The organism is Dactylosporangium roseum, assembly GCF_025264685.1.
Lineage (GTDB): Bacteria > Actinomycetota > Actinomycetes > Mycobacteriales > Micromonosporaceae > Dactylosporangium > Dactylosporangium roseum.
The window spans coordinates 6,944,993-6,958,024 of record NZ_CP073721.1; the positions used below are offsets into that span (position 1 = coordinate 6,944,993).

Genomic DNA, 13,032 nt, shown 5'->3' on the forward strand with positions numbered 1-13,032 from the left:
GAGCGCACCGTGGTCGAGCCGGAGGGCGCTCACCCTCCGGCCCACCCGGATCAGTGGTCGTGGCCCTCGTGGTCGCCGTGGTCGTGATCCTCGTGGCTGTCGGCCGCGCCACGCAGGTCGTCGAAGCTCAGCGTGTTGCCCTCGCTGTCGAGGATCTTGACCCGCTCGAGGACCAGCCCGAGGGCCTTGCCGCGGCGCACGTCACCGAAGACCGCACCGGCCACGCCGGCCTGCACCAACTGGTCGTAGTACTGCTGCGGGCCCATGCCCGCCCGCTGCGCCCGGTGGACGATCTCGTGACCGAACTCGTCGTCGCTGACCTGAATGTCCTCGGCGTCGGCCAGGGTGTCGAGCACCAACTGGACCTTGATGCCCTCGACGGCCGCCTCGCTGAGCTCGGCGTCCATCTCCTCGGCCGTCTTGCCCTCGGTCTCCAGGTAGTCGTCCAGGGAGGCGCCGATGCGCTGGAGCTGGTCGTTCATCGACTCCTTGCGTGACTCGACCTCATCCTTGACGACGCCCTCGGGCGCCGGCACGTCGGTCGCGTCGATCACGGCCTTGAGGGCCAGGTCACGGGCCGAGTAGAGCTGCTCCATGCGCTTCACGCGGCTGAGGCGCGCGCGCAGGTCCTCCTTGAGCTCGTCGAGCGCGTCGAACTCGCTGGCGAGCTGGGCGAACTCGTCGTCGAGCTCCGGCAGTTGCTTGTCCTTGACCGACTTGACGGTCACCGACACCTCGGCCTCGCGGCCCTCGAACTCGCCGCCGACCAACTCCGTGGTGAACGTGGTCGAGTCGTCCGCGCCCATGCCGACCAGCACGTCGTCGAGGCCGGGGACCAACTGGCCGCTGCCCACCTCGTGCGAGACGTTGGTCGCGCTGCCGCCCGGCACCTCTTCGCCGTCGACCTTGGCGACCAGGTCGATCTGGACGTAGTCGCCGACCAGCGCGGTCCGCTCGACCGTCTTCAGCGTGGCGAACCGGTCGCGCAGGCCCTTGAGCTGCTCCTCGACGTCCTCGTCGGTCACGCTGATCGCGTCGACGGTGACCTCGATGGCGCTCAGGTCGGGAAGCGTGATCTCCGGACGCACGTCGACCTCGGCGCGGAACTTCAGCGGCTGCCCGTCGGTGAACTCGGTGATCTCGACCTCAGGGCGGCCCAGCGTCCGCACCTCGTGCTCGCGGACCGCGGCGAGGATCTGGGTCGGAATGACCTCCTGCACGGCCTCGTTGAGGACCGCGCCGCGGCCGACCCGCTGGTCGATCACGGCTGCCGGCACCTTGCCCCGCCGGAAGCCGGGGATGTTCACCTGCGAGCCGATCTCCCGGTAGGCCTTCTTCAGGCTGGGCTCGAGCTCAGCGAACGGCACCTCGATTTCGAGCCGCACGCGCGTCGGGCTCAGGGTCTCGACGGTGCTCTTCACAGAACTTCTCCCTCAGTAAGGTCGCGACCGGCCGCTCCAACGGCCGGGTGACGATGGCGGACGCCTGGCATTGTCCCGGTCGGGGTGGCGGGATTTGAACCCACGGCCCCTCGCTCCCAAAGCGAGTGCGCTACCAAACTGCGCTACACCCCGGAGGTTTGCGTCGGCAAGTGTATGCGGTAGGTCCGGCAGCCTGCCGCTCGGTATGCCGATGTCGCACACATCGGACCCCCGTGCTCTGTGCTTGTCCGGATGATTCGGTACGCTGTGAGGCGCGACCGGCAGGCCGGGAGCACGCGGGCGTAGCTCAATGGCAGAGCTTCAGTCTTCCAAACTGACGGTGGGAGTTCGATTCTCCTCGCCCGCTCTCACCCCTATCCCCAGGTCAGACACCTAATCGTCTGACCTGGCGGGATCTTTTCCAAGCCACCGTGCCATTGGCGTGCCATTAGTTGTGGCGGTACTCCATGTGGGGCGCGACGGTCGTCCAGCCGTCCTCTGTCAGACCGAACCAGCCGCTCACTTGGCGAAGCATGTCCGCTTCATCCTTGAATCCTCCGCATTCGCACGAGTAGAGCGGATCGCTCTCCAAGCCGGTCGCCGGCCAACATTCCCGGACGACCAACAGCTTGATCCCGTCCGGCCCGGGCTCGACCCTGACGATCACGGTTCGCCCCGGCCGAGGTGTAAGGGCGAGATCACGGACCAGGTCGTACACCTCGTCCACGAACGCCCTCGGGTACGGCCGAGACATGCTCACCCATCCGGTGACCTCGACCAGGTCACCGGCCCACGCCAGAGCCTTGTCCGAGTCGGGTCCGAACACGTCGGACTCGTGCGCCGGGTCGCCGAGCAGCCCGGTAGCGCCGTCCAACTGCCGGAGCGTCCACGTGCCGGCCGGCTCCGGACTAAGCACCCAGTAGCGGTCAGTGCGCGCCGCCTCGCGGATCAGGTCGACCGCCCGGCGCTCGGGCCGCCGCTCGATCGCCACCCCACCATTGGCCTTGTACTCGGCGTACCTCATGCCAGTCACTGTAGGCGGCATCGGACCACCCTGATCAGGGACTCTTTGGCCGGGAGGGAGAACCGGAACGGCGTGCCGTCCGGGCTGAGGCCCTCCGCCCATGCCCTCACCCGCCAGTTCCCGTCGATACACCCCGTGCTGATCGTGTACTTCCGGCCGGGTGGCGGCGGCGGAATGTCGGTCGCCTTCTGGAAGACGCTGGTCTGCCCGACCTGCAGCCAAGTCTTGCCGTCGCTCGCCTCCCGCTCCAGCCAGAGCGTCAGCGTGTGCCGCTTCGGCGCCGGGTCGCAGTACGCGGTCACGGCCGCCTCGATGGTCCCCTTCCCGCGGCCGGCGATCCACTTCGGCGGCTGAGTCTCCCGCAGGTCGCACGCCTGTTTCCGACCACCGCCGCCGCTCCCCTCCTCGCACTTCGCCGCGATCATGAGCGGAGCCAGGAGTACAAGGGTGACAACAACACCCAATCGGCTGATCATCGCTTCTGTCCCTTCCTCGCTCGTCGGGTGTGCCTCGCGATCCGGCGATCCATGCCGTCCGCGATCTCGCGGTCCCGCTCGCTCGTGGCGTGCTGGTAGATCAGCGCGGCACGCATGCTGGCGTGACCCATGCGGTGCATCAGCTCCCGCGTGCTCGCCCCGGCCGCGGCGGCGAGCGTGTTACCGGTGTGGCGCAGGTCATGGAAGTGGAAGCCGTCCGGTAGGCCGACCTTCCGGACGGTCTCGATCCACCGGACCGACCGGCCGAAATTGCCGGAACGTAGGAGCGCGCCCTTGTCGCCGGTGAAAATCACGGCCTCCGGTCCGTCCGTGACGAACTCACCGTCCAGGTGCTCGCGGAGTACGGCGACCGCAATCTTGGGCAGCGCCACGACCCGGACGCCCGCCTCCGACTTCGGCGCCCCGAACTGGAGACCGCTCCGCAGCGCCGCAAGCTTCCGAGGCACCCGGATCCGGCCGGCGTCGAGATCGACGTCACAGCGCCGCAGCGCCGCAAGCTCACCCCAGCGCAGCCCAGAGAACGCCGCGACCATGATCAGCGCCGAGTGCCGGGGCGGCATGGCGCCGGCGAGCGCGAGGACCTGGTCGACGGTCGCGGTCGGCCGCTCCGGGGTGTGGTACCGGTCGTAGCCCTTGATCCGGCACGGGTTCTCCCGGATCAGCCCGTCCTCTTTGACGGCCGTGTTCAAGATCGCGCGGAGCAGGCTGTACGCCTTGACCGCCTGCGGCTCCGGCGTGCCCGAGTCGAGCAGCCGCTTCCGCCACGACCGGATGGTCGCCGGCTTGATCAACCCGAGCGCCAGCCCGCCGAGGTGCGGCCGGATGTGGAGGCGGTACAGGTCTTCGTAGTTCTCGCGGCTCCGGGGCGCCAGCTTCCGCTCGGCGATCCAGCGAGCGCCGTAGTCGCCGAGCTTGACTTCACCGGCCTCCGGCGCCGTCCAGTCGCCACGGATGATCTCCGCTTCGGTGACCGTCAGCCAGTCCTTCGCCAGTTTCTCGGTGTCGAACGTGTTCGGCGCTGTCCGCTCGATCCCGTCCGGCCCGAGGTACCGCGCCTGAAACCGTCCTGACGGCAGCTTCCGAACGTTGCCGAAACGCCGCCGGCCTTTCCGATTGGCCATTACGCCGCCCTCCCGATCTGCCGCCGCACGTCAGCCCTGCCCAGCGGCGTGATCCGATTCCGGTCGATGTAATCGGCGACGGCTTCCGGGCAGAAGCGCACCAGCCGGCCGACCTTCACGTACTCGATGCGCCGGCCCTGGACGAGTCGCCGGACGAACCGCGGCGTCGTCTTCAGCAGGGCCGCGACCTGCTCTCCCGTCAGCAGCTCCTCACCCAACGGGTGGGTCCTCCTCTCCTCGGTTTGCCGAAAGATCAGGCGGCCCCTGGTCGGCCGCTTCGATCGCTGCTCTGAGCTGGGCGCGTTGCTGGATGCGCGCCGAGATGGCTCGCAAGAGCCGGTGTTGCAGCGGCGGTATGTCCGGGTCGTCGCGGCGGGCCATCTCCCAGGCGACCGGCGCCGGGGTGCCGGGTTTGTGGCCGTCGAGCGCCGAGGTCTGGTCGTGGGCGTCGCTGATGCCGAGCAGGGCTCGGACCCACGCCCGCGTGTCGTACTTGTGGTCAGCCAAGGTCTTGCCGGACCACTGCCGGGAGACGAGCACGCGCCGGCCGCCCATGCCGAGGGTGGTCCGCTGGTGCACCTTCGCCTTGCACCGGCCCGGATATTGGTTCGGCCGCGGGTTCTTTGGCTGCACTCCGTAGCGCAGCCAGTTGGCGCAACGCGGCGAGCAGGGCATATAGCGCAGCTCATGCCAGAACCGCTCAAGGTGCGCCCGCTGCCGGTCCGTCTCGATCGCGTGGCAGGTGTCAACCGACTTGGTCAGGTACTTCGTCAGGTAGCCGATCAGTTTGTCGGCCTTCGGCGTGCCGCCGAGGACGCCTTCGGCGTGGACCTGTGGGCCGAAGCGGGCGACGTGGACTGGTTCGGCGTCCGGGTCGGCGTCGATGGCGTTCAGCGCCTCATCCCATGTCGGCAGTGGCGCTCGGGTGTCCGGGTCGAGGTAGGTCCGCTGGTCGGTGTCCCAGACCGGCGCGTGGTGGTCGGGGTAGACGATCGTGTCGGCGGGCGGCCACCAGACCTGGTGGTAGGTCGCTGCGGTGATGCGGCGTAGCAGGTCACGGGGCATGGTGCCGCGCATCGCGAAGTGCGCGTGCGGGGCGAGCCGGCGCTGTGGCTCGACAGCGCCGAAGTATTGGATGGACCAGCCGGCGGCCCGGCGAGCGTTCTGCCAGAACCGATCGAGCAGGGCCGGGAAGTGCACGGCGTCCCAGGCCGCGCGTCGGTAGTCGTACGTGGTCGGGTCGACCGGGGTGCCGTCCGCGCGGACCCGGCCGTAGCTGTCGAGGGTGAGGGTCAGGAAGGTTGAGGGCTGGAACACCTGTCCGTCGCGGCCTTCGAAGGTCCGGCCGACCGTCTTGGGGGCGATCTTGAGCCGGGGCAGGTCCGGAGTGTCCTGTCGGCGTTTGGTGGACCGGACCCGGCGGAGTGGTTTGGGAGCGTCGGCCTGATCGCCGGCCGGGGTGAGGTGGCCGCGCATCCCCGAGGCGGTGATGGCCTGGTCCAGCTCGGCTATCGCGGCATCGAGTTCGGCGACCTGGTCCCATTCCGCCGCCAGCTCGGCGCGGCCCCGCTCGAAGACGAAGTGCGCGCGAAGGACGATCAGCGAGCGTTGTTCGTCGGTCGGCGCGTCGGGCTCTGGTAGCGGCTCATCGGTGCGGTGCCAGCCTTCCCGGCATTGCTGCTGCCGGAGGCGGCGCGCCCGCTTCGCGCACGGCGGGCACTTGTCTTCGCGCGTGGCGCCGCACGGCAGGTCGATGACTTCGCTGACGCCGGTGGTGAGATCGGTCCGGCGTAGCGTCACCGGGCGGACGCACACGCCGTACTCCTGTGCGAGCTGTTGCAGCGCGTCGACTGCTCGCGGCATGGCGAACCGTGCTGCGCGGGAGCCGGGGCGTTCCGTCGTGACCGTCATCGCCGGGCGGCCCCGTTCACTCTCGCGAACACTTCGGAGAAGATCGGCAGTACCAGCGGCTTCGGCTCCTCCGCGACGACCGGCTCTTGTGAAGGTTCTTCGACGACAGCGGCCGGAGGAACGGATAGGACGAGCTTGATCAGGGCCAGGAAACCGAGGGCAGGCAGAGCCGAGATGCCCCAGCCGGACAGGCCCGGCTTGGCTTCGGCGAACTGGCCTGCGAGGGAGACGGCCACGGCGCCGACGATGAGGACGATCGGGTACCGACCGACCGAGATGCCGTTGCGGCGCCGCCGACGTGCTTCCAGGCCAGCGGCGAGCGGGATCAGCTCGGTGACCATGGCGTTGGCCCAGCCGAACCAGTCGCCGGTGCCGGGTGGCGAGTTGCGCATGGTCCAGTCGTGGACGTGGGTGAACGAGGCGGCGCCGGCCATGCCTGCCACGGCGAGCAGGATCAGGACCTGGGCGCCGCTCTCGATGCGGTGGGTCACCGGCGCACCTGCCCGGCGACCGCACGCTGCAGTTCGGCGGCCATGACCGCGCGGGCCACGACGTCAACGCCCTGGGTCAGCAGGTGCGCCTGTTTGGCCGCGATCGCCTCCTGGCGGTCGAGGTGGGCGCTGAGCCGAAGCTCGATGTGGCTAGCACCGTTGATCGTCTGGGTGCGGGTAGCGACGACGTTTCCGTACGGCGTCGGGCAGGTCAGCGGCCGGGAGCGGTGCTCGCCGCTGGGGTAGCCGTGGCGGGCGGTGCACCGGTGGTCGGCAGCGCACCAGTCGGGACAGACGCGGGTGCTGCGGAACCAGACACGGCCGGTCGCTGATTCCCGGTCGTTGACGCGCAGCGCCGCGACGAACGCGCGGGCGGCGTTCCAGATGTTGGTGTTCATGCTGCCTCGCCTCCGGTGGCGACCGGGCGGAGCCGGCCGTAGGTCTGTGCCAGGTCGGTGACGTCGTTGTCGGTCAGGTAGGAGAAGCGGACGCGCATCGGGGTGGGGCCGCCGTCGAGGACGACGTACGCGACGCCGGGCGAGCTGCGCGGGATGCGGTCGCACAGGGCACCACGGTCCCGGGCGCCTTCGCCGAGGGTGAGGTCGACATGGGCCTCTTCGGTGAGGCGCAGACCGATCCGGGTCGGGAAGAGGTCGCGGAACGGCAGGACCTCTTTGCGCGGGTCTTGCAGGCAGGCGATGACATGGACGCCGACCGCGCGCCCCTGCGTGAGCAGCACGCCGAGCGCCGCTTTGACGCGATCCTTCAGTTGACGATTGGTCAGGTACGCGGTGAGCGCCGCCAACTCGTCGATGACGATCACGATCAGCGGGTCACCGATCGTCGGTACGTGCTGTCGGGTCTTCCCGCGCAGCCGTGCCGTGCGTTCGCGCATGGTGGCGACGGCTTCTTCAAGCATGTCGGCCATGGCCTCGAAGTCGTCGCAGGCGAACCGGGCGAACAGCGGACGCCCAGCGGCCAACTCCATGCCGCCCTTGGGATCGAAGGCCCACACCTGCACGAGGCCGGACGCGATGCCGGCAGCCATGGCCCGCAGCAGGGACCAGATGACCGAGCCCTTGCCCGCATCGGTGGCACCGACGACGAGGACCTGTGTGCCGAACAGTCGCAGCGCGTAGACCTTGCCGTCTTCTCGCCGCCCCAGCGGCAGCGCCGTGAAGTCCGGCACGTCTGCGACCAGGAACGGCTCCACAGTGGCGACGAGCGGATCTGTGCGCAGCAGCGTGACAGTGACCAGGTCGGGCCGCGCACCGGCAGCGACTCGGCAGGCGCGGGCGCCGAAGGTGTGGGCCAGTCGTTCGGAGACCTTGGCGAAGTCGTCCGGGATCTGGCCGGTGACCATCCGGATTGTGAGGACGTCGGCCGCGTCATTGCAGCGGACCCGTTTCAGTACCGGGATCACGGCCCGGCCGTCGAACGTCACCGCGAGGCCGGACGTTGCCATCGCCGGGAGCCAGTGCCGGCGGTAGGTCCAGCGCCGCCATCGGCCGAGCACCGGGTACCCGGCGAACCGCTCGAAGGATGGCCGGTGTGCCAGGAACCATGCCCCGCCGACGACGGCGAGCGCGCCGACCAGGACGACGGGGCCGTACCAGTCGAAGCGCAGGTACAGCCAGCCGAGCAGCAGCGCGGGTGTGGTGACCGGCCAGTGCTTGACCAGGAGCACCCCGAGGCGGAAGCAGTATTTGACCGTCCAGCCGACCAGGACGAGCCAGAGCGGGACCTTGAGGTACGGGGTGCGGACGTTGAACGGTGCCGGTTCGATGCGCTCTCCGCGGATGACGTTGACCAGCGGCACCGCGCTCACCCCCGACCGTCTGCACGACGGACGCGGCGCTCTACCGAGGTCAGCAGGGCGCGGCTGGCCTTGATCGCGGTCGCCATCTGGTCGAGAGCAGCATGCAGGCGCGCCAACTCGTCCGGGCCGCTCCCCCACAGGTCCCACGAGCCCGGTTCGCCGATGTGGTGGTGGTTGATGTCGTGCAGGGCCGCGGCGAAGACGCAGCCGGCTTCGTAGATGCCGTTCAGCTCGATCTCGCCGAACGCTTCGGCTGGTAGCGCGTCCGGTGCCGTGTTGCGGGCAGGGTGAACTACCTTGGCCATAACAGCCTCGCTCCTTTGCTGGGTGGGAGGTTGGGCCGGGGGCGGGAGACTCTTGCCGGAGATGGCCCGCCCCTGCGCGTCCGCTGGGTGTTACGCAGCGGCCTTCGTCGGCCGCGCGGATTCGCCGGGTGCGACCATGGCGCCGGCGCGGATGGACCAGGCGAGCCGGGCGCGGCACTTGTGCGGATTCCGGTCGCCCTTGCAGCCGGTCGAGTCGTTGTACGGCGTCACGGTCATGTCGGTGAACTCGACGGGCGTGACGATGATGCCGCCGGGCAGGCCGATGCCCTCCGGCGGGATCGGCTGGTGCGGCGCGGCGATCTTCACCTTGACCTCGGTGGAGCGGCCGAACTTTCCGGCCTCGGGGTCCTGGTCCATGACCTTGACGACCCACAGCCGGACGCCGTGTTCGTCGCGGGCCTGGTTGTCGGCGTCGCGCAGCTTGTCGAAGTTGACGAGCTTGTCGACGCCGAGGAACAGGGCGCCGTTCGGGAACACGTAGTCGAACGGCACCGGGATCTTGATGGAGCTAGGAACCACGTCTCTCCCCATTCACCGCGGTCGACTTGGCTACTTGACTAACCAAGTCAGTCAAGCGTGACATGGCCGACATGGCTAGTCAAGCTTTTAGCGACGGCGGTTTATGCGAGCGTGAACGAAGAGGCCAGTTCCGGCACATCACGGGACAACACCGCATCGACTGCCAGCAGCGGCCGATCAGCGGCATCAAGCACCGTAAGCAGGGCGACCGCGAGGCAGCGACGGCGCTCCAGGCCGAGCACGGCCGCCTCCCCTTCGGAGGCGAGCCGCGCGCCGAGGCGTTCCACGACGCGATGAGCCTGACCCCGTTCGATGTGGACGAAGAAACCGCCCCCCGGCGGCTCGTTCGTCGCGCCGGCCAAGTCGACGGAGACGAAGACCGTACTGAGCCCGAACGGCGCGGCGCCGGCCAGGCTCAGCAGGTACCGCCGGGCGACGAGCGGCGCACCGACCGGACAGGCGAGCGCCGCAGCGATGCGGACCGTGGCCGCCACCCGCCGGGCATTGAGGAGAGTCGCATGCCGGTCGGCCTGCAACAGGACCTGGACGCGGCGGGGCAGCTCGGACAGGCGGGAGGCCGGACGCTCAAGGACGATCCGGCCCTTGCCTTGCACGCCTTCGACCCAGCCGTGCTGACGCAGGTACTCCAGCGCCCGGACGACGGTGGACCGCGAGGCGCCGAACTCGCGCGTCAGTTGCGCCTCACTGGGCAGCAGGTCACCAGCACGGTAGACCTGCCGGTCGATCCGGCGCTGCAAAGCGTTGATGATCTCGGCGTACTTCGGCGTACTCGATTCGATTGGCACAGCAGCAAAGCCCTTCCGGGGTCAGCTGCGAGCCTCGGCGAGCAGCCTAACCATCGACGCCGCCAGACTCTCGGCCTGCTCCACGGTCAGCTCGGCACCGTCCTCGGCGCCCCGCGGGAATTCGAGCAGCAGCCTTGGCCCTTCACCCCCGTACGTCAGCAGCATCAGGTCGATCACGCTGCCCTCGTCCGGGCCCGAGCAGCCCGTGATCCGCCGTGACTGGTGCATTTCCCACAACACGGTCGGCCGCCCGGCCCCACACTTCGCCCGGTCACACCAATGCGGGTGAACCACTTCAATCTCGCCCACTGCACATCTCCCTGATGCTCGACCTGGCTGCGACAGGCGCAAACGTTCCGTGGAGCGGCACCGGGACGGGCGGGTCTCGGACCTCAGCGTCGGTACCTACCGCCTCCACCCGCCCCGGCGCCAGCCAAACGGGAACCGATAGCCGGTTCGCAGATTTGACTAGCTTGGCTAGTCATATTTTACGGTATGGCTCCCGGTCGATCCGGGCAAGAGGCACACCCAGATGTTTCTCACATGACTAGTCAGGTTCTAGGCTGAGCGCATGAACACCGAAGCGGACGCCCTCGACGGCCTGGACCCGGACGACCCACGCCCGGCCTCGCAGCAAATCGCCAACGTGCTACGCGCCGCAATCCTGACCCGCCGCTTCCAGCCCGGCGAACGCCTGCCTTCACAGAACGAACTCGCCGACCACTACGGCGTCGCCCGGGAGACCGTCAAGTCCGCCTTGCGCATCCTGCGCGAAGAACGGCTGATCGTCAGCCGCCAAGGCAGCGGCGCCTTCGTCCGCGCCCAGACCGAACGCCCGGTCGGCCTCCGCCCGCATATCGAGGCCGCCTTCGAACGCCAGCACGTGTCGATCGACTTCGCCGGCTTCTCCAGCGAAACCCTCCACGGCGCGCTCTCCGAACCGCTCGACAAGATCCGGGCAGGCCGGCTCACCCCGGAGTCGATCGCCATCCGCATCCTGGTCCCCGACCACTCCCAGCCGGCCTCAGTGCCGTCGGCCGTTGACGACCCGGACGCCGACAAGGCCGTCCGCGAACGCGCAACACGGATCAGCCGCCGCCACAGCGAGGCCATCGTCGACTCTGTCCGCGAGCTGGGCGAGCTGGGCCTGGTCCGCTCCGCGACGTGTGAGGTCCGCCAGCACGGAACCGCGGCCCTGTTCAAGGTCTACATCCTGAACAACGCCGAAGCGTTCTTCGGCTTCTACCCGGTCGTCCAGCACACAGTGACCATCAACCGCGACCAGGTCCCGATCTACGACGTCATGGGCAAGGACGTCCCACTGTTCCAGTTCGCCGCCGACGACAATGACGATGACTTGCCCACGCAATACGTGCAGCAGGCCCGAGCCTGGTTCGACAGCGTCTGGAACACCATCGCCCGCGACCAGCAACCATGACGATCTCGGTTGCGGACGTGCTGCGTGGCACAAAAGTCGTCCTACTTGACTTCGATGGGCCTATAGCTGCCCTGTTCGGCGGGGTGTCGGCCACCGCAGCTATCGAGGAGTTGACCGCAATTGCGGCGGCCCACGGGTACGACATCACCGCCGAAGGCCCACCCCAGTTCGTGCAGAAGGTCAGCCAGCTCGGCGACGAGGAACTCCTCCACGCCATCACGGACGCCGCACGAGACGCGGAGGTCCGGGCAGCGGCCAGCGCGGTGCCGACACCCGGGGCCCGCGCTGTGATGCGCGCAGCGCGGGAAACCGGCCGACGAGTCGCCATCGTGAGCAACAATGCCCCGGCCGCCGTCAGCGCCTACCTCGACCGGCACGACCTGGGCCAGGATGTCGACCTGGTCGTCGGCCGGCACGACGGACTGGCGCCGAGGCTGATGAAGCCGCACCCGTACCTATTGACGTTGGCGCTGACGTCGCTCGGCGTGCCAGCCGAGGCCGGCGCCTTCATCGGCGACTCGGTAAGCGACATCGAAGCGGGCCGGGCCGCAGGCGTGGCAGCCATCGGGTACGCCAACAAGCCGGGCAAGCGCGAACGCCTGTCCGCCGCCGGCGCGCACGCCGTCATCGAAACGATGACAGACCTTGCCGACGCTCTCCACGCTGCCGTAGGCAGCGCCTGATGGTCGACTGGCCCGAGTTACCAGCCGGCATCGTCGCCGGTATCGAGAAACGCTGGCCTGATCACGCCCGCGCGTGGGCCGCCGACGTCGAGACCGAGCTGCGCGAAATCTGTGACATGTACGACGCCAAACCCCGGACCGTCCTGCCCGCCCGATACGGCTTCGTTGTAGCAGTCGACAGCCCGCACGGCGGACTCGTCCTGCGGTCCAGCCCTGACCCGGACGCCTCGATACAGGCTGACGTCGCTTCGGCGTTGGCGGACCTCGGCGTGGCTCCCGTCGTCCACGAGACGATCCTGGCACCCTCCGGTCTATGGATGGTGCTGGAGGAGGTCCAACCAGGCACACCCCTCGCGCTCACCGACCGAAGCACCGTCGACCTCAACGCACTCGCGGCCCCATTCGCCGCCATGCTCAACCAGCCGGCGCCACGGCAAGTCCTGCCGTCCGTGTTCGATTGGCTGCGGGAACGGCTGAAGGACGACAACCTCACCGACATGCCCGTCTGGCGGGAAGGACCAGCCCCGCTCAACGAGCGGCAAGAAGCGCTAGGCGTTCTTGATGAGCTAGCGCAAGACACGAAACCGGGGCTGTGCCACGGCGACGCATCAACATGGAACCTCCTAACCAGCGGCGATAGCGGCTGGAAGATCATCGACCCGCGGGGCGTCTCAGGCGAGATCGGATACGACCTGGCAGTGATCGCACTCAAGCTCCGCGGCGACTTGCCGCCGGCTGACTTAGGAAGCCGTCTGGCGAAAGCGGCCGGAACGGATTGGGATCGTGTAAAGCGCTGGATCTCCGTTGCCGAAGCAGCCCGGGTTTAGCGGTTTTGCGCGCCAACGCGCGTTGAAGCTCAACGATATATAGAAAATCAGGGTTACGGCAACCGGGCGTCAACATCCGCAACGAACGACGAGCACACTGCGGCCGCCCTCGACACTGTAGATGAACCGAAATGCATCCGCCCGCCAGA

The 13,032-nt window shown here is 68.6% G+C and carries 16 protein-coding genes and 2 tRNA genes; 4 read left to right on the forward strand and 14 right to left on the reverse strand.

Annotated features, from left to right (window positions below):
• Positions 1-50: 50 nt before the first annotated feature.
• Positions 51-1,421 (reverse strand): trigger factor, encoded by a 1,371-nt coding sequence (tig, locus tag Drose_RS32505; protein ID WP_260725081.1) that lies wholly within the window; start codon positions 1,419-1,421, stop codon positions 51-53.
• A 79-nt stretch (positions 1,422-1,500) separates the two neighbouring features.
• A tRNA-Pro gene (locus Drose_RS32510) sits at positions 1,501-1,574 on the reverse strand.
• A 143-nt stretch (positions 1,575-1,717) separates the two neighbouring features.
• Between Drose_RS32510 and Drose_RS32515 the strand changes: the two genes are divergently transcribed.
• Positions 1,718-1,788, forward strand: a tRNA-Gly gene (locus Drose_RS32515).
• 81 nt (positions 1,789-1,869) lie between these two features.
• On the opposite strand, the gene Drose_RS32520 is transcribed toward Drose_RS32515, so the two are convergent.
• The 12 genes from Drose_RS32520 to Drose_RS32575 form a co-directional block, all read right to left on the reverse strand.
• Positions 1,870-2,445 carry a hypothetical protein gene (locus Drose_RS32520; protein ID WP_260725082.1) on the reverse strand — a complete coding sequence of 192 codons (576 nt, stop codon included), beginning with the start codon at positions 2,443-2,445 and terminating at the stop codon, positions 1,870-1,872.
• Positions 2,446-2,450: 5 nt separating this feature from the next.
• Positions 2,451-2,921 (reverse strand): hypothetical protein, encoded by a 471-nt coding sequence (locus Drose_RS32525; RefSeq protein ID WP_260725083.1) that lies wholly within the window; start codon positions 2,919-2,921, stop codon positions 2,451-2,453.
• Positions 2,918-4,063 carry a tyrosine-type recombinase/integrase gene (locus Drose_RS32530; RefSeq protein WP_260725084.1) on the reverse strand — a complete coding sequence of 382 codons (1,146 nt, stop codon included), beginning with the start codon at positions 4,061-4,063 and terminating at the stop codon, positions 2,918-2,920. The genes Drose_RS32525 and Drose_RS32530 overlap by 4 nt, the downstream gene beginning before the upstream one ends.
• Positions 4,063-4,281, reverse strand: a complete 219-nt coding sequence (locus Drose_RS32535; RefSeq protein ID WP_260725085.1) for a helix-turn-helix domain-containing protein — start codon at positions 4,279-4,281, stop codon at positions 4,063-4,065. Before Drose_RS32535 ends, Drose_RS32530 begins: the two co-directional genes overlap by 1 nt.
• Positions 4,274-5,926 (reverse strand): replication initiator, encoded by a 1,653-nt coding sequence (locus Drose_RS32540; protein ID WP_260725086.1) that lies wholly within the window; start codon positions 5,924-5,926, stop codon positions 4,274-4,276. The genes Drose_RS32535 and Drose_RS32540 overlap by 8 nt, the downstream gene beginning before the upstream one ends.
• Positions 5,927-5,970: 44 nt before the next feature.
• On the reverse strand, positions 5,971-6,465 hold the full coding sequence (locus Drose_RS32545; protein ID WP_313899960.1) for a DUF2637 domain-containing protein: 495 nt from the start codon (positions 6,463-6,465) through the stop codon (positions 5,971-5,973).
• Entirely contained in the window at positions 6,462-6,863 is a 402-nt protein-coding gene (locus Drose_RS32550; RefSeq protein WP_260725087.1) for a hypothetical protein, read from the reverse strand. Before Drose_RS32550 ends, Drose_RS32545 begins: the two co-directional genes overlap by 4 nt.
• On the reverse strand, positions 6,860-8,293 hold the full coding sequence (locus Drose_RS32555) for an FtsK/SpoIIIE domain-containing protein (protein WP_260725088.1): 1,434 nt from the start codon (positions 8,291-8,293) through the stop codon (positions 6,860-6,862). The genes Drose_RS32550 and Drose_RS32555 overlap by 4 nt, the downstream gene beginning before the upstream one ends.
• Positions 8,290-8,589: a hypothetical protein gene (locus tag Drose_RS32560; protein WP_260725089.1), complete on the reverse strand. Its 300-nt coding sequence runs from the start codon at positions 8,587-8,589 to the stop codon at positions 8,290-8,292. Before Drose_RS32560 ends, Drose_RS32555 begins: the two co-directional genes overlap by 4 nt.
• 90 nt (positions 8,590-8,679) lie before the next feature.
• Complete coding sequence (locus Drose_RS32565) at positions 8,680-9,129, reverse strand: hypothetical protein (protein WP_260725090.1); 450 nt, start codon at positions 9,127-9,129, stop codon at positions 8,680-8,682.
• A gap of 101 nt (positions 9,130-9,230) precedes the next feature.
• Positions 9,231-9,935 (reverse strand): GntR family transcriptional regulator, encoded by a 705-nt coding sequence (locus Drose_RS32570; protein ID WP_260725091.1) that lies wholly within the window; start codon positions 9,933-9,935, stop codon positions 9,231-9,233.
• 21 nt (positions 9,936-9,956) lie between these two features.
• Positions 9,957-10,163: a hypothetical protein gene (locus tag Drose_RS32575; protein ID WP_260725092.1), complete on the reverse strand. Its 207-nt coding sequence runs from the start codon at positions 10,161-10,163 to the stop codon at positions 9,957-9,959.
• Positions 10,164-10,506: 343 nt separating this feature from the next.
• Here Drose_RS32575 and Drose_RS32580 point away from each other — a divergent pair, with 343 nt between their 5' ends.
• From Drose_RS32580 to Drose_RS32590, 3 genes are read left to right on the forward strand one after another with little or no spacing between them, the layout of a single operon-like run.
• On the forward strand, positions 10,507-11,373 hold the full coding sequence (locus Drose_RS32580) for a winged helix-turn-helix domain-containing protein (protein ID WP_260725093.1): 867 nt from the start codon (positions 10,507-10,509) through the stop codon (positions 11,371-11,373).
• Positions 11,370-12,056 carry an HAD family hydrolase gene (locus Drose_RS32585; protein WP_260725094.1) on the forward strand — a complete coding sequence of 229 codons (687 nt, stop codon included), beginning with the start codon at positions 11,370-11,372 and terminating at the stop codon, positions 12,054-12,056. The genes Drose_RS32580 and Drose_RS32585 overlap by 4 nt, the downstream gene beginning before the upstream one ends.
• On the forward strand, positions 12,056-12,883 hold the full coding sequence (locus Drose_RS32590; RefSeq protein WP_260725095.1) for a phosphotransferase: 828 nt from the start codon (positions 12,056-12,058) through the stop codon (positions 12,881-12,883). The genes Drose_RS32585 and Drose_RS32590 overlap by 1 nt, the downstream gene beginning before the upstream one ends.
• The last annotated feature ends 149 nt before the right edge of the window (positions 12,884-13,032 follow it).